Raw genomic sequence first — 16,870 nt, forward strand, 5'->3', positions numbered from 1 at the left:
AAAGTGGATACTAACTTGGTATTATAAAATAGTACTATGAAGCTTATTATTGTAAATATATGGATGCTTTTGTTTTTTTCCTTTCCATGGGAAAGTGAAAGTATACCTCATTCTGATTCTTTTTCGGGGCTTGCAGACCATTCCCAATGGAATCAACTTTTAAAAAAATACGTTGATAATGATGGCAATGTAAATTACCAAGCTTTTAAAAAGGATGAAAAAGCACTCGATGCGTATTTGACAAATCTAGCACAATCCGAACCTAACGCAACTTCAAGTACATCAGAAAAACTGGCCTATTTTATAAATCTGTATAACGCGGCAACGGTTAAATTAATTTTAGAAAATTATCCTATTAAAAGTATAAAAGACATTAAAAAGCCTTGGGATAAAGAATGGATTAAAGTAGGGACAAAACTATATTCATTAGGAGATATCGAACACAAAGTACTCCGAAAAATGAACGAACCCCGTATTCATTTTGCTATAAATTGCGCTTCTTATTCATGCCCAAAGTTGCTTAACGAAGCTTTTGTAAGCTCAAAATTAGAAACACAGCTTCAAAATGCGACCATTGATTTCATTAACGATCCTAAACGCAATGTAATTGCCAATGAAAAAATAAACATATCCCATATTTTTAAATGGTTTAAGGGTGATTTTACCGAAAATGGATCTATCGTAAATTATGTGCAGTCTTATAGTAAAATTAAAATAAGAAATGAGGCGAAAATTGACTTCATCGACTACGATTGGCGGCTAAATGAAACAAAATAAACCTAACATAAGTATTATTATTCCTGTTTTCAACGAAGCAGATTGCATTGGCACGCTACTTCCCTATTTGAAGGAAAATTACGAATCGAACGCTTCACATGAGATTATCATTGTTGATGGCGGAAGCACAGATGATACGATTGCCATAGCTCTTGCACATGGCGCAAAGGTAATTCGTTCAGAAAAAGGAAGAGCTATACAATTAAATCGCGGTGCTGCTTTGGCGCAACATGCTATTTTATATTTTTTGCATGTAGACACCTTTCCGCCCAAGAATTTTGATAAAACAATCATAAGCGCCACTGAAAATGGAAATCAGGTAGGTTGTTTTCAAATGAAATTTGATAGTAATAGTCGTTTTTTGAACTTTTTTGCTTGGTTTACCAGGTTAAATTACAAAATATGTCGAGGTGGCGATCAATCCCTTTTTATCACCAAAGACTTGTTCCTAAAAACCAATGGTTTTAATGAAAATTATACCATTTACGAAGACAATGAATTTATTGGAAGACTCTATAAAATAACCTCTTTTACCATATTGCCATTTCACGTAAAGACGTCGGCTAGAAAGTATCGAGAAAAAGGTGAACTGCGTTTACAATATCATTTTGGAATGATACATCTTAAAAATTATTTAGGAGCAAGCCCAGAAAAACTACACGACTATTACAGACGAAATATAGCTGTTTAAGCCATATTAATTTAGGCATCAACTACCGTATTGAATTAAGACTACTGCTGTTCAAAATCTAAAATAGCCCCTTCACTGATCCACTTGGCTAAGGCCTGTCTATTATCCGGATCTAAAATTCTGCGTTGATCTTTTACGTTGGTGATATTTCCAATCTCAATAAACACCATGGCAGGATGCGTTTTACGTACCAGATAGAGCGCTGTTCTATCTTTAAAAGTACCTGAGTAATTTCTGTTCGGTTGGTATTTTTTGTACTTAGTTTCAAAAGTGGTGTGGATACTTTCTGCTAATTTTTTACCGTTACTGCTATTTTCATGATGGTAAAAGAAAACATCAATATTCTGCCCTACACTTCTGCTATCTACATGGGTAACAATTAAACGTTGATACTTACCCTTATTCTGTTGGTACAATTCGTTCACAGCATCGACTCTCTGTTTAAGTCGGGCTAATTGATTTAGAGGAATTTCTAAATTTGGATAAACTACCTCATCACGGTCCATTGCCAATATTCGTTCATCACGAATACCATCATCCGGATCTCTGACGATCACAAATACCGTTGCCCCATGGGAGATTAATTCTCTGGCTAAGCGCAGTGTGATGTCATAGGCATATTCATCTTCAGAAATCGGTGTATCTAAATAGGTTGTCATGGCGCCAGGGTCTGGACCCCCATGACCCGAAATTAAATAATAGATAGCATCTTTTAGAACATCACTTTGGGAAACCACCTCTGCATACTTTTTACCAAAAATATCATAGGAAATGCCTTTAACCGCTTTTGTTTCTGTGACCACTTTTGCTTCCTCGTTTTTAACTTTAAAGGGCACTTTATAAGATCTACCTTCAAACAAATGAATACTGTCTCTAAGGTTGTCAATATTTAAGGCTACAAAATCCTCATAAACTTCATAGGGGTTTGCACCATGTTTTCGGATCAAAGATAAGATACCATCCCCTTTTTCTGCGGTGACTGTTTTTAATAGGTCTTGCGCTTGAACGGCACAAAAGCTGATGCTAAAAACTATAAAAAATAAACTATTTTTAAAACTAATCATTCGCATTATATATCCTGATCTAAATCTATTTTATGGTACTAATGTTCTAGTATAATTGTACTATAATCGACCTGTATGCCTTTTGTCAGTATAGCAATAAAATTATCTTTTTCAGTGCTAACTAAAGCCGCATTTTCGTTGCGCTTTACAGCCCCTTCTAATTTCACAAAAGTCATTGCTGGGAGTGCGTTGTTGGCAATAAAAAGATTAATTTTATCTGTAAAGATGCTTTGCTTTTCAGCAGCCGAAGCTAGTTTCATCTTTTTTTGTTTCACTATATTTTCAATACTCTTCGCAAATTTTTCGCCTTCTTTACTGTTCTCACTATGCGAAACTACAACTGTTGCATTTTTATTAAAATGCCCATAGTCAATATCAAGAACCAATAAACGTTGGTGTGCACCACGAAACATAAAAAATCGCTTATTAATAGCATCAATATAGGCGCCTAAGTTTAGACGCTCATCTAAGTTGTACTCAAATAAAAAAACACGCGCTCCTTGCTCCAAAAGTTCTTTAGACATGGCTAAAGCTACATCTTTCCGTACCTTGGTATTGGCCTTAACCACTTGTAAATTATTGGGTTCAAACCTGTCTAGAAGCAAATAATAAACCGTATTTTTTAGTATAGTATCTTTTTTGGACAAGCTGTTTAGCCTAGTGTCAAAAATAGAAGATTCTTTATGGTTAGTAAGATTTATTACCCTGCCCATATTGTTAAATGAAAACTCACTTTGTGGTATTTTATACGTTTTACCCAATTGAAGAAGACTCCCATTGCTAATTTGATCTTGATTTAAATCAATAAATTTTTGGTAATTGGCTTTAACATCTAGGCCTTCACGTCGTAATACAGAAATAATGCCATCCCCCTCTTTAGCGATAAAGGTCGCTAAGGAGTCTTGTGAAAAACCTGATTGACAGGTCGTTAACAAAACAATTGAAAAGAATAATAGTTTCGTTTTATTCTTACAAATCATGGTCGTATGCTTTAGACAAAGGTTGTTAAAAATCTAGAAATCTCCAAATGCAATCCTACGAGTTTCTACAGCATATAATTTTAACCTGAAAGCTCACTTAAAACTGCTATATAGTTGTTTAATAGTTTCTTGCGCTGGCTTATTCTGAGGTGTAAATCTATTATTATCCTTCCCGCCAGATTGCTTGTGATTAATAAACCATTTCCATACATATCCACCAGCAAACCATTCTTCAGACCAAAATTCTTGAATAATTGCTTGGGTTGCATTGGTTTGCGCTTGTAGATTTACATTTTCTTGATTGCGATCTACAAGCCATGGCTTTTTAGCGGTATAATCCATACTTCTATACCCATATTCTGTAAATAAAATAGGTTTATTTTTCTCATTTGACAGCTTAGCCAAACCAGGTTTCCATTTTAACCAAGCATTCCTCAAGGTCTCTACCGAGGGCGACTTTTCATCAGACAAAGGAAAATAAGCATCCACTCCTATATAATCAAGAAGTTCCCAAAACGGAGTTTTAGCGTATTCATCCCAATTCGCGGCGTAGGTTAACTTTCCTTGGTATATTTTCTTTATATCACGTATTAATTCAATCCAGTAATCAGGTCTGTTTTGCACAAATTGCTCTAATTCTGTTCCAATACAATATACTTCAACCTTTGCTTCTTCCGCCAACTCAGCATAGGTCATAATAAACTTCCTATATGAGGTTTCTAATGTTTTCCATTCTGCTTCTGTATTCATTTTTAAATTACCGGTAAACTCACCTTTCCAAATCCAAATCTGTGGTTTTAACATAACGCTTATACCATTTTTATGGAGCATGCTAATGTACTGTTTGGCGCCATTTTTAGTCTCACCATACCACTGCCTATCGGAGTCAAAACTTAATTCAGGAGAACTTAAATCACGTATAAAACCAAAAGGCATTACTGCGGCATGATTCGCGTTTAAATTAACGACCTCTTGTACATGCTCTTGTGCAACTTCTTCTCGAGAAGCCACAAAACTCACACCGTTGATTTTCTTTTGTTGACTTGTACACGACATTTCAATAAGAAATAAAATCAGGAGGCTTAACTTTTTCATAGTACTACTTTTTATCAAAAATAGTACATTAATAAGGTATCTGAATTAAATTAAATCTTTTTTACATTAAGGTTCTTGAATAAAATACGACCTTTAAATAAATTACCAATACCAGCATATGGAACCAGAACACGTAGTCATTATTGGAAATGGAATAGCAGGAGTTACCGCTGCACGACATATTCGAAAATTATCCGACAAAAAAATTACCATAGTTTCGGCTGAAAGCGACTATTTTTTCTCTAGAACGGCATTAATGTACGTGTATATGGGTCATATGAAGTTTGAGCATACCCAACCATACGAAAATTGGTTTTGGAAAAAAAACAGGATTGAATTACAAAAAGGCTTTGTTGAAAGAATCGATGTTCATGCTAAAAAACTATACTTAAAAGACGAAAATACTATTGGTTATGACGATTTAATTATTGCTACGGGATCAAAACCCAACAAATTTGGATGGCCTGGACAAGATTTAAAAGGAGTTCAAGGTTTATATCACAAACAAGATTTAGAACAATTAGAAAAAAATGCCCCTAATAACAAGGTATGTACAAGAGCGGTTATTGTGGGTGGTGGACTTATAGGTATTGAAATGGCTGAAATGCTTAGAACAAGAGATATTCCCGTTACTTTTTTGGTCCGTGAAGAAAGCTTTTGGAACGGCGTTTTGCCTTCAGGAGAATCACAATTAATCAATGAACATATTCTAAACCATCATATTGATTTGCGTTTAGATACTAATTTAGAAGAAATAATTGCAGATGAAAATGGTCATGCTAAAGCAGTTAAAACTGATAAAGGAGATGTCATTGAATGCTCCCTAGTAGGACTCACAGCTGGTGTAACACCAAACATAGATTTTCTAAAAAATTCAGGAATCGATTTAGGAAAAGGCGTAAAAGTAAATCGATTTTTAGAGACCAATATCAACAATGTTTATGCCATTGGGGATTGCGCCGAACAGCATGAAGCTATTGGCAATAGAAGACCTATTGAAGCCGTTTGGTACACAGGTAGGATGATGGGCGAAACACTAGCACAAACTATTTGTGGAAATAAAACGGCCTACCAGCCTGGACATTGGTTTAATTCTGCCAAGTTTTTTGATATTGAATATCAAACCTACGGCTGGGTATTTAGCGAGCGGAATAAAAAAGAAACTGAACTCCATTTTCATTGGCGGCACAGCGCCGAAAATATTTGTATCACTATCGCTTACGATGCTGAAACAAAAGAATTTTTAGGTATCAACACTTTTGGCATTCGTATGCGTCACGAAATATTTGACCGTTGGTTGACCGATAAAAAAGACATTTTTTATGTCATGGAATTTTTAAAAGACGCCAATTTTGATCCCGAGTTTTATAAAAACTACGAAAATGACATTGTAGAAAAATTCAACAGCGCATTCGGAACACAAATAAATCCCAAGAAAAAAAGCTGGAAACGTATTTTTGCCAGTAGTTGAAAGTATACAGTTTTCGGTTGATAGGTTTTTTATTTAGAATACGCACCAACCCGAAACGAAAAACAGACAGCTAGCCATCGAGAAGCGACAACAAATAAACAAATTCACCCCAAAGAATTTTCTTTCTTCAACGAAATGAAAAAAATAATTTTTTTATGAAAATAATACAAAAAATTGGCTTAGTTATTTTTTTAATAGGCTTAGCTATTTTTACGGTTTTACCCCTTTTGGGTACCTTTATTTTAAATGAAAATAGCCTAGGGCAAATTGTTCAAGAAAAAAATATTAAAAGTGCTGTTTTTATTGAAAACCTTAAAGATAATATTGTAAATAAGGAATTTTCTGGAATGCAGGAACTATCTCCTGTGGTGGCAAAAGCTTTAAAGTCTGCGAACGAAACACATACTGAAAATAAAGAATACGATAAAAAAATATATACCAGTACAAGCGATATGGCTAGCTTGATAGGTAAAAAATCAGGTTCTGGTTTTATCGTCAATAATAAAGGGCTGATGTGGTTGTTAACCTTTGGCTTAGGTATTATCGGTGCCCTTATGTTTATTACGCCTCAAGTAGTTACCTTGGGCAAAAAAGGTATTAAAAACGATCATATTTACCATCAAGATTCTACCAACAGAGGATGGATTGCCTGGTTGGTGTTTATTTTTTTAGTATCGTTTTACATTGTTTTGTATTTCGCTTCAGAATATGCAGTCAACTGGACCTATTTATTAGACCCAACAAGTGAAGCTTTAAGTGGCAATCCTGCCGGGCATTGGTTTGTATACGGGTTTATGTATTGTGTAGTCATGGTGGTTATGGCAGTGCGCATGTATATCAAATACCGTCATAATGTATACCAAATGGTGCGTACAACGTCCGTTTTATTTTTTCAAATTGTTTTTGCCTTTTTGATTCCTGAAATTATGGTGCGTTTGCAAATGCCTTATTATGATTTTAAAAATGCGTTTCCGTTAGACTATGACTTCTTTTTTCAATGGAATTTAAAATCACTCTTAGATAGTGGTGGAATAGGCTTATTTATATTAGTCTGGGGTATTGTACTAACCCTTATCGTCGTTCCCGTAATGGTTTATTTTTTTGGAAAAAGATGGTATTGTTCATGGGTTTGTGGTTGCGGTGGTTTGGCCGAAACATTAGGCGATCCGTATCGTCAACACTCGAGCAAATCGCTATTTTCTTGGAAAGTAGAACGTTGGCTTGTACACGGCGTTTTGGTTTTTGCAGTGGGGATGACGGTACTTACTTTAATTAGTTTTTTTACGGCATCTGGTACCGTCATCGGTATAAAAACATCAAGCATACAAAATTTATATAGCCTTTTGATTGGCGCTATTTTTGCCGGGGTAATTGGAACTGGCTTCTATCCAATTTTTGGGAATCGCGTTTGGTGTAGGTTTGGATGTCCTTTGGCTGCTTATTTAGGATTTGTTCAACGTTTTAAGTCTCGTTTCAGAATTACCACCAATGGCGGGCAATGCATTTCTTGCGGAAATTGCTCTACCTATTGCGAAATGGGGATTGATGTGAGAGCGTATGCCCAAAAAGGAGAAAATATTGTACGTTCTAGTTGTGTGGGTTGTGGTATTTGTTCTGCGGTATGCCCGCGTGGGGTTTTAAAATTAGAAAATGGTCCAGAAGAAGGCAGAATCAATCCAACAGAAATACTCTTGGGGAATGATGTTGATTTAATGACCTTAGTGAATAAAAAAAGAAGCTCGTAATTTTACATTTTAAACTGATTAAGATTGACACAAATAGTAATGCCTGAAATAAACGTTATCATTCCCGCATACAACGAAGCTGATTCTATAGCTCATGTAATTAAAGAAATTCCGGCTATTGTTTCCGAAATCATTGTGGTTAATAATAATTCTACCGATAAAACTGCTGAAAATGCAGCCAATGCCGGAGCCACAGTTTTAACCGAAAACCGCAGAGGCTATGGCTATGCGTGTTTAGCAGGAATTAATTACATCGAACAAAAGTCTAAACAACCTGACATCATCGTATTTATCGATGGAGACTATTCTGACTACCCAGAAGAACTTTCTAAATTAGTTGCACCTATCATAAAGAGTGATATAGATATGGTTATTGGCGCTAGAGTAGATAGTTTAAGAGAAGATGGTGCTATGACACCACAGCAAATTTTCGGAAATTGGCTGGCAACCTCTTTAATGAAGCTGTTTTTTGGAGCTAATTTTACAGATCTTGGTCCCTTCCGAGCTATTAAATACAACACTTTGATGGCGCTAAATATGGAAGATAAAACCTACGGATGGACCGTAGAAATGCAGTTAAAAGTATTAAAAAAGAAATTTACATATACCGAAGTACCAGTGCGTTATAAAAAAAGAATTGGCATATCAAAAGTATCAGGTACGATAAAAGGTAGTATATTTGCAGGCGTAAAAATTCTAAGTTGGATTTTTAAATACAGTATAAAATAAAATGGCTTTAACAATTACTTACATTATCATTGCTATCTATAGCATCGCATTAGTTCTAATCTTCTTCTACAGCCTTGCGCAGTTGAATCTTTTAATCAACTACTTAGGCAACAAAAGAAAAAATGATACCGCTGCGAAATTCAATCTCTTAGATCCTAAAGAGATACCCTTTGTGACGATTCAACTCCCCGTATATAACGAGGAATACGTTATGGATCGTTTATTAGAAAATATTGCAAAAATAGAATATCCATCTAGTAAATTAGAAATTCAGGTTTTAGATGATTCTACAGACGAATCTGTTGAAGCTACTGCCATACACATTCAAAAATTAAAAGAGACAGGTTTAGATATTACCCATATCCGCAGAACTAACCGTCAAGGATACAAAGCTGGTGCTTTAAAAGAAGGTTTAGAAATTGCTAAAGGAGACTTTATTGCTATTTTTGATGCCGATTTTTTACCAGCCCCCGATTGGTTAAAGAAAACCGTAATTTACTTTAAAGACGAAGAAATTGGTGTTGTTCAAACCCGTTGGGGACATATCAACAGAGATTATTCTACCTTAACACGTATTCAAGCTTTTGCGCTAGATGCACATTTTACACTGGAACAAGTAGGTAGAAATGCAAAAGGGCACTTTATCAATTTCAATGGTACTGCTGGTATTTGGCGTAAAGAATGTATTTTAGATGCTGGTAACTGGGAAGGCGACACCTTAACAGAGGATTTAGATTTAAGCTACAGAGCACAGTTAAAAAACTGGAAGTTCAAGTATTTAGAAGATGTTGAAACTCCTGCTGAACTTCCTGTGGTTATTAGCGCTGCGCGCTCTCAACAATTTAGATGGAATAAAGGTGGCGCTGAAAATTTCAGAAAAACGGTCTCAAGCGTTATCTTTGCTAAGAACATTCCATTTAAAACTAAATTTCATGGCGTAATGCATCTTTTAAACAGCTCCATGTTTTTATGTGTATTTATTGTTGCCTTTTTAAGCATCCCCATGCTCTACATAAAAAACAGTTATGGCCATTTAGGGTGGATTTTTGAAGTAACCAGTTTTTTTATTGTAAGTACCATTATCCTATTTGTATGTTATTGGTTTACTTATAAGAGTATTCAAGGCAGTAGCTTTGACAATTTTATAGATTATATTAAGTTGTTCTTTACGTTTTTTTCTATTGCTCTTGGTTTTTCTTTACACAACTCTATTGCAGTTTTAGAAGGTCATATGGGTAAAAGAAGTGAATTTGTACGGACACCAAAATTTAATTTGAGCAACTTAAAAGATAGCTGGAAAACCAATAAATACTTAGCTACAAAATTGTCGCCAAATATGATTTTGGAGGCTGCTTTGATGATTTATTTCTTATTTGGAATGTACAGCGCAATTCCTTTAAACGACTTTGGTTTGTTTCCCTTCCATTTCATGTTGTTTTTAGGTTTCGGATTTGTATTTTTTAAATCCCTTACCGCGAGAGCTTAAATCTTTCAAAATAAAATAAAGTAAAACCGTTCTTTCAAAAAGAGAACGGTTTTTTTGTTTTTGTCTGATACCAAAACCTAGATAGGTGAAACCATTTAATTTTCTTATTTTTCCATCTGGAAAACCCCTTTAAATAGATGTTGAATACCTTTCTAAAATACTGCAAACTGCATAGGATGTCTCTCATTTTGATGCTCGTAAGCAGCTTGTTTTATTATGTTATTGCCTATCATTTTCAACGAACAGAATTTATAAAACTCATCGTACTTTTTACTGGACTATTCGTTTTATCGTATAAAATAGTTCAGTTTGAAAAATTCAACTTTAAGTTTCTTCTTTGGTCAGGCGTTTTTTTTAGACTGGTTTTTCTGTTGACACTTCCTAATCTATCGCAAGATTTTTATCGGTTTATTTGGGACGGAGAACTCGTAAGTAATTTTATTAATCCGTATTTAAAAGTTCCCAACGAATTAATTTTACAGCCAGATTTAGTCATTGACAATGCCCAAGAACTGCTATTAGGCATGGGCGAATTGAGTCCCAAATTTTATAGTAATTACCCTCCTTTAAATCAAATCATATTTGCTATTGCCGCGCTATTTGGTGGTAAAAGTATTTTAGGTTCTGTTATTGTAATGCGCCTTAGTATTATTCTTTCTGATGTGGGCATCGTTTATTTTGGAAGAAAGTTATTGAAAAATCTAAATTTTTCTCCACATCTTATTTTTTGGTATTTCTTAAATCCTTTGGTGATTTTAGAACTTAGCGGAAATCTTCATTTTGAAGGTGTGATGCTTTTCTTTTTTGTTTGGTCTTTATACCTATTATCCAAAAACAATTGGCAAATGGCTGGGGTATTGTATGCCTTCTCGATTTCTATAAAACTAGTGCCCCTATTATTTCTTCCTCTTTTTTTGAACTACTTGGGCTTAAAAAAAAGCATCTTATTCTATAGTATTGTAGCCACAGTATCCCTGCTATTACTACTCCCCTTTTATAGTGCTGATTTTTTTGCTAATTATTCGGAAACCGTAGGCTTATGGTTTTCTAATTTTGAGTTTAATGCTAGTACCTACAATGTGGTTAAAAAAATTGCTGTACTTTATTTTGATAAGAAACCATGGGAATTAATTGTCAGTTATGGAAAAATAACGCCGTACATAATTATTGGTATCGTCCTATGCTTTAGTTGGTTCCAGAAAAATCAAAAATTACCGCTCCTTATAACTTCAATGTTATGGGTACTTTGTATTTATTATTTGGTATCGGCCACGGTTCATCCTTGGTATCTTGTATTTCTAGTTTTTTTAACACTATTTACTAAATTCAAGTTTCCCATACTTTGGTCTGCCTTTGTCATCTTAAGCTATTGGGCCTATTCAAACCCGAGTTATACAGAGCATTTAGGAATTTTATGTATTGAGTATATAGCAATTTTAAGTTACATGGCTTACGAAATCAGTATTGTATATAGCAAAAAGTAACATTTTTACAAAAATTAGGCATCAAACCTTAATAAGTCAATTTTATTTGTACTTTTGATGTTATAATGAACAAAACCAATAACATATCTTCTTTAGACAGGTCTTTTGTACCTGCTCGTTCATTTACACCTACACGTCGTCGCCCGTAAGGGTGCGCTATATTTTGGAAATAGGTGAGTCCATTTCCGCTAAAACAAAAATAATTTATAATTAACTTTTACTTTAAAATATAACATTGGCAATGGAAATACTAATTGCTAACGAATCACATTTTAAATACGCTGAAATAATTTGTGATACAATTGCGGAATCTGCAAAAGTCCGAGGTACTGGAATTGCTAAACGAACTCCTGATTATATTTGTAAAAAACTTTCAAACGGTAACGCTGTTATCGCTTTAGATGAAGGCAATTTTGCTGGTTTTTGCTATATAGAAATTTGGGGGCATGAAAAATATGTAGCCAATTCTGGTCTTATCGTACATCCCGATTATAGAGATAGAGGACTAGCAAAACAAATAAAACAACGAATTTTTGAACTTTCTCGAAAAAAATTTCCGGAGGCTAAAATATTCGGAATTACGACAGGTTTAGCCGTAATGAAAATAAATTATGAGTTGGGTTATAAACCCACGACTTTTTCAGAATTAACGGATGATCCTGAGTTTTGGAAAGGATGCCAAACATGCAAAAATTTTGATATTTTAACTAGAACTGAACGCAAAATGTGTTTGTGTACTGCAATGCTCTATGATTCTGAAGCAAAAGAAAAAAATAAAACTAATGTCATTGTAAAAGAAAAATTAAATACAAAGGCTTTTAAAAGACTTAAAAGCATTAAAGAAACCCTTTTCCTAAAAAAGAAAGAGAAATGAATAAACTAGTTTTAGCGTATAGTGGCGGTTTAGACACCTCTTATTGCGCCAAATATTTATCAAAAGACCAAGGTTTTGAAGTGCATGCGGTAAGTGTAAATACAGGTGGATTTTCAAATAAAGAGATCGACAGTATAAAAGAAAAATCCTTACAATTGGGCGCAAGTACCTATACCTCAATCGATGCCGTACAAACATTTTATGAAACAGTGGTAAAATACTTAATATTTGGAAATGTTTTAAAAAACAATACCTATCCTTTATCTGTAAGTGCTGAGCGAATTGTACAGGCTATCGAAATAGTTAAACATGCCAAAAAAATAGGCGCAACTCATATTGCTCACGGAAGTACAGGTGCTGGGAATGACCAAGTACGGTTCGACATGATTTTCCAAATTATAGCTCCAGAAATTAAAATTATTACGCCTATTCGAGATCATAAATTATCTAGAGAAGCAGAAATTGCCTATTTAAAAGAAAACGGAGTGGATTACTCCTGGGAAAAGGCAAAATATTCAATAAACAGAGGTCTTTGGGGAACTTCCGTTGGAGGTGAAGAAACCCTAAGTTCTGACAAAGCATTACCCGATAGCGCCTACCCTAGTCAATTACAAGAAAAGAACCCAACAAACCTAACATTAACCTTCGAAAAAGGCGAATTAGTCGCCATTGATGGAAAAAAAGGTAGCCCAGTGCAGAATATTATGGCGCTTGAAGTCTTGGCGTCAAAGTATGCCATTGGAAGAGATATTCATGTTGGTGATACCATTATTGGCATTAAAGGAAGAGTCGGTTTTGAAGCTCCCGCGGCCTTAATCATTATAAAAGCGCATCATTTATTAGAAAAACATACGCTTAGTAAGTGGCAGCAGTTTCAAAAAGAGCAGCTAGGTAATTTTTATGGAATGTTATTGCATGAAGGAAATTATTTAGATGCAGTCATGCGAAATATCGAGACTTTTTTAACCGATACTCAAAAAAATGTTTCAGGTGATGTTTTCGTGAGCTTATACCCTTTTCAATATCGATTAAACGGGATAAAGTCTAAACACGATTTAATGAATGCGGCTTTCGGAAGCTATGGTGAAATGAATAAAGGTTGGACGGCTGATGAGGCCAAAGGGTTTATTAAAATTCTCTCAAATCCAGGTAAAATTTATAATCATGTTAATAGCCCCCTAGCCCCCAAAGACAGATCTCAAGACTAATCCACTGACGCCTCGGAAGTAGGGCTGTTAGTAGTTTGAAGAGTTGAATTTAAAAAAGCCTAAAGCCTAGAGCTTCTGGCATAAAGCAAGTTATAATGATTACAGCAGGAATTATCGGTGGTTCAGGATATACAGGTGGTGAGCTTATTCGCATATTAGTAGAACACCCGAAAGTTAAAATTGATTTTATTTATAGTACTACTAGAGCTAGTAAAAAAATTAGCACAGCACATCCAGATTTATTAGGCCTAACAGACTTACAATTTACGGATACTGTAAACCTAGCTGTTGACGTTGTTTTTTTATGCTTAGGCCATGGGAACTCTACTTCATTTTTAATGGAACACGCATTTTCATCAAACACAAAAATCATCGATTTAAGTAATGATTTCAGGTTAGCAAAAGATGCTGTTTTAAACAAAAAAAAATTCATTTACGGATTACCTGAATTACATAAAGAAGCTATTAAAAAAGCAAATTATATTGCAAATCCGGGTTGTTTTGCGACCGCTATTCAATTAGCATTATTACCTTTAGCGAAGCACAACCTACTAAATACTGCTATTCATGTCAATGCTGTAACGGGCAGTACAGGAGCAGGTATTAGTCCGTCTGACACGTCTCATTTTAGTTGGAGAAACAATAATGTGTCTTGGTATAAACCTTTTACACATCAACATCTAGATGAAATCAATGAAAGTTTACACGCTTTTAAAAATGATGTGGGCGAACTGTATTTTTTACCCAACCGAGGCAATTTTACTCGTGGTATTTTTGCCACGGCGTATGCCACGTGTGATATACGTCTAGAAGACGCAAATGCCATGTATCACAACTTTTATAAGGATGCCTTATTTACACAAATTTCAGCAACAGAAATTAGTTTAAAACAAGTCGTCAACACCAATCAATGCCACATTCATTTACACAAACACAAGGATACACTTTTAATTACTTCGGCTATAGATAACCTTTTAAAAGGAGCTTCTGGCCAAGCCGTTCAAAATATGAATTTAATGCTTGGGTTTGAGGAAGGAATGGGATTGAATTTGAAGGCTGGGGTTTATTAGCCCAAGCTAACTCCCCAACGAGGGGAGAATATGTAAATGCTTACAGTGAATTATAGCTTATTAGAAAAGCTTGTTCATAACATATATTTTAACTTAAAAAAACGCGCCATGTATTCCCTTTTGGGATTAAGGAGCTTATATTATGAAAATAGCCATCATAGGAACAGGAAATTTGGGAATTGCAATCGCCAAGGGAATTTTAAATTCGAATGGAGCCACCAGCATGTTTTTGACAAAAAGAAATACTAGAAATATCCTAAATTTTGAAAAATTCGGAAACGTTACTGTTACTTCTGACAATAGAGACGCTGTTGAAAAATCTGATATTTTAATATTCGCCGTACAACCTGCACATTTTCTGCCGATTCTTGAAGACATCAAAGATTTATTAACGGAGAAACACGTGGTCATTTCTACCGTGACCGGATTTGGAATAGCTCAAATAGAAAAGAGTATTGGAACAGACCAATATATTATTCGCAGCATGCCAAATACCGCTATTTCTGTAGGTAAATCAATGACTTGCGTTTGTAGTAATGAAAAAGGTAAAAAAAGAATTGATTTGGCAAAAGCTATTTTTAATAGAATGGGTCATTCTATGGAAATTCCAGAAAACCAAATGCAAGCAGCAACTGTAATTTGCGCGAGTGGTGTTGCCTTTTGGATGCGAATGATTCGCGCAACTACCCAAGGTGCAATTCAATTAGGCTTTGATGCCAAGGAAGCACAAGAATTAGCGATGCATACTTGTTTTGGTGCATCGAGTTTATTAATTGAGGCAGGTAGTCATCCTGAAGCTGAAATAGACCGAGTAACCACCCCCAGAGGTTGCACTATTGAAGGCCTTAACGAAATGGAACACCAAGGCTTAAGTTCTTCCTTAATACAAGGGATAATCGCTTCTTATGATAAAATATCAAGAATTAAAGAGGGTAATTTATAGACATTAAAAGATTTAAACATATGAAACTTTTTGACGTATATCCTTTATACAATGTAACACCGGTTTCCGCAAAAGGTATTGTTGTTACCGATGATAAAGGCCTGGAATATTTAGATTTTTATGGAGGTCATGCCGTAATTTCTATAGGACATACGCACCCGCATTATGTAAAAAGAATAGAAGAACAGTTGCATAAAATTGGTTTTTACAGTAACGCTATCCAAAATCCCTTACAAGAAGAATTAGCTCATAAATTAGGAAAACAATCCGCTTGTGAAAATTATAATCTGTTTATGTGCAGCTCTGGTGCCGAAGCCAATGAAAATGCCTTAAAAATGGCATCCTTTGTTACTGGAAAATCTAGAGTTATTGCGTTCCACAACAGTTTTCATGGCAGAACCTCAGCAGCCGTCGCCGCTACCGATAACGAGAAAATAAACGCACCCATTAATAAACAACAAAAGGTAACTTTTTTAGCCTTTGAAGATGTAGAAAACTTAAAAAAAGAAATTGAAAAAGGTGATGTTTGTGGCGTTATTTTAGAAGCTATTCAAGGTGTGGGTGGCTTAGATGAACCTACGACAGAATTCTACCAAAAAGTTGCAAAAATCTGTAAAAAAAATGGCGTAGTTTTAATTGCCGATGAAGTGCAATCAGGCTTTGGCAGGAGCGGAAAATTCTTTGGTTTTCAGCATCATACTATTCAACCAGATATCATCAGTATTGCTAAAGGCATGGGCAATGGTTTTCCTGTAGGCGGAATTTTAATTCATGAAAGCATCAAAGCCACCTACGGAATGTTAGGGACAACTTTTGGTGGTAATCATTTAGCTTGCGCGGCAACTTTAGCCGTTCTGGAGGTGTTAGAAAATGAGAATTTAATGGAGAATGCACATCGATTGGAACACTATTTTAGAGCTTGTGCCGCTGAAATTCCGCAGGTAAAAAAAGTAAAAGGCAGAGGCCTCATGCTAGGTTTGGAGTTCGATTTTGAAGTTGGTGATCTTCGAAAAAAACTAATTTATAATCAGCATATTTTTACGGGTGGTGCTAGTAATAAAAATTTATTAAGAATTTTACCTGCTTTAACTATAACCGAGAAAGAACTTGATCTGTTTTTTGATGCACTAAAAAAGGAGCTTGCCCTCTAAGCGTCCAAAAGGAGACCTTTATACCTTGTGGAAAAGTTCAAGTTTGGTACTATAAAATGAAAAGGACTCCCGTCATCGAGGGAAGGATAGAAATAATTTGTA

At 35.0% G+C, this 16,870-nt stretch carries 15 protein-coding genes; 12 read left to right on the forward strand and 3 right to left on the reverse strand.

Annotated elements, in window-relative coordinates; translation table 11 throughout:
* Positions 1–36 precede the first annotated feature (36 nt).
* A complete protein-coding gene (locus GQ45_RS08450; protein ID WP_047416699.1) occupies positions 37–777 on the forward strand; it encodes a DUF547 domain-containing protein in 741 nt (246 codons plus the stop codon).
* Entirely contained in the window at positions 764–1,468 is a 705-nt protein-coding gene (locus GQ45_RS08455) for a TIGR04283 family arsenosugar biosynthesis glycosyltransferase (protein ID WP_047416700.1), read from the forward strand. Before GQ45_RS08450 ends, GQ45_RS08455 begins: the two co-directional genes overlap by 14 nt.
* A gap of 41 nt (positions 1,469–1,509) precedes the next feature.
* Here GQ45_RS08455 and GQ45_RS08460 read toward each other — a convergent pair whose 3' ends face one another.
* The 3 genes from GQ45_RS08460 to GQ45_RS08470 form a co-directional block, all read right to left on the reverse strand.
* Positions 1,510–2,532 (reverse strand): N-acetylmuramoyl-L-alanine amidase, encoded by a 1,023-nt coding sequence (locus GQ45_RS08460; RefSeq protein ID WP_047416702.1) that lies wholly within the window; start codon positions 2,530–2,532, stop codon positions 1,510–1,512.
* Between the two features lie 38 nt (positions 2,533–2,570).
* Positions 2,571–3,512 (reverse strand): hypothetical protein, encoded by a 942-nt coding sequence (locus tag GQ45_RS08465; RefSeq protein WP_047416703.1) that lies wholly within the window; start codon positions 3,510–3,512, stop codon positions 2,571–2,573.
* Positions 3,513–3,605: 93 nt separating this feature from the next.
* Positions 3,606–4,607, reverse strand: a complete 1,002-nt coding sequence (locus GQ45_RS08470; RefSeq protein ID WP_047416706.1) for a glycoside hydrolase TIM-barrel-like domain-containing protein — start codon at positions 4,605–4,607, stop codon at positions 3,606–3,608.
* Positions 4,608–4,725: 118 nt separating this feature from the next.
* Here GQ45_RS08470 and GQ45_RS08475 point away from each other — a divergent pair, with 118 nt between their 5' ends.
* The 10 genes from GQ45_RS08475 (at position 4,726) to GQ45_RS08520 (ending at position 16,768) form a co-directional block, all read left to right on the forward strand.
* Positions 4,726–6,078, forward strand: a complete 1,353-nt coding sequence (locus tag GQ45_RS08475) for an NAD(P)/FAD-dependent oxidoreductase (RefSeq protein WP_047416708.1) — start codon at positions 4,726–4,728, stop codon at positions 6,076–6,078.
* A 155-nt stretch (positions 6,079–6,233) separates the two neighbouring features.
* Positions 6,234–7,823, forward strand: coding sequence for a 4Fe-4S dicluster domain-containing protein (locus GQ45_RS08480; RefSeq protein WP_047416710.1), 1,590 nt, complete (start codon positions 6,234–6,236; stop codon positions 7,821–7,823).
* Positions 7,824–7,862: 39 nt separating this feature from the next.
* Positions 7,863–8,552: a glycosyltransferase family 2 protein gene (locus tag GQ45_RS08485; RefSeq protein ID WP_047416712.1), complete on the forward strand. Its 690-nt coding sequence runs from the start codon at positions 7,863–7,865 to the stop codon at positions 8,550–8,552.
* 1 nt (position 8,553) lies between these two features.
* The gene (locus GQ45_RS08490) at positions 8,554–10,038 is read left to right on the forward strand and encodes a cellulose synthase family protein (protein ID WP_047416714.1); all 1,485 of its coding nucleotides are present in this window, start codon (positions 8,554–8,556) and stop codon (positions 10,036–10,038) included.
* 176 nt (positions 10,039–10,214) lie between these two features.
* A complete protein-coding gene (locus tag GQ45_RS08495; RefSeq protein WP_231555174.1) occupies positions 10,215–11,522 on the forward strand; it encodes a glycosyltransferase 87 family protein in 1,308 nt (435 codons plus the stop codon).
* Positions 11,523–11,763: 241 nt separating this feature from the next.
* Positions 11,764–12,396, forward strand: a complete 633-nt coding sequence (locus tag GQ45_RS08500; protein ID WP_047416718.1) for a GNAT family N-acetyltransferase — start codon at positions 11,764–11,766, stop codon at positions 12,394–12,396.
* Positions 12,393–13,604: an argininosuccinate synthase gene (gene argG, locus GQ45_RS08505; RefSeq protein ID WP_047416720.1), complete on the forward strand. Its 1,212-nt coding sequence runs from the start codon at positions 12,393–12,395 to the stop codon at positions 13,602–13,604. The genes GQ45_RS08500 and argG overlap by 4 nt, the downstream gene beginning before the upstream one ends.
* Before the next feature lie 95 nt (positions 13,605–13,699).
* On the forward strand, positions 13,700–14,674 hold the full coding sequence (gene argC / locus GQ45_RS08510) for an N-acetyl-gamma-glutamyl-phosphate reductase (protein WP_047416722.1): 975 nt from the start codon (positions 13,700–13,702) through the stop codon (positions 14,672–14,674).
* 142 nt (positions 14,675–14,816) lie between these two features.
* Positions 14,817–15,617 carry a pyrroline-5-carboxylate reductase gene (gene proC, locus GQ45_RS08515; RefSeq protein ID WP_047416723.1) on the forward strand — a complete coding sequence of 267 codons (801 nt, stop codon included), beginning with the start codon at positions 14,817–14,819 and terminating at the stop codon, positions 15,615–15,617.
* A gap of 20 nt (positions 15,618–15,637) precedes the next feature.
* Positions 15,638–16,768, forward strand: coding sequence for an aspartate aminotransferase family protein (locus GQ45_RS08520; protein WP_047416724.1), 1,131 nt, complete (start codon positions 15,638–15,640; stop codon positions 16,766–16,768).
* Positions 16,769–16,870 lie beyond the last annotated feature (102 nt).

Source organism: Cellulophaga sp. Hel_I_12, assembly GCF_000799565.1.
Classification (GTDB): domain Bacteria; phylum Bacteroidota; class Bacteroidia; order Flavobacteriales; family Flavobacteriaceae; genus Cellulophaga.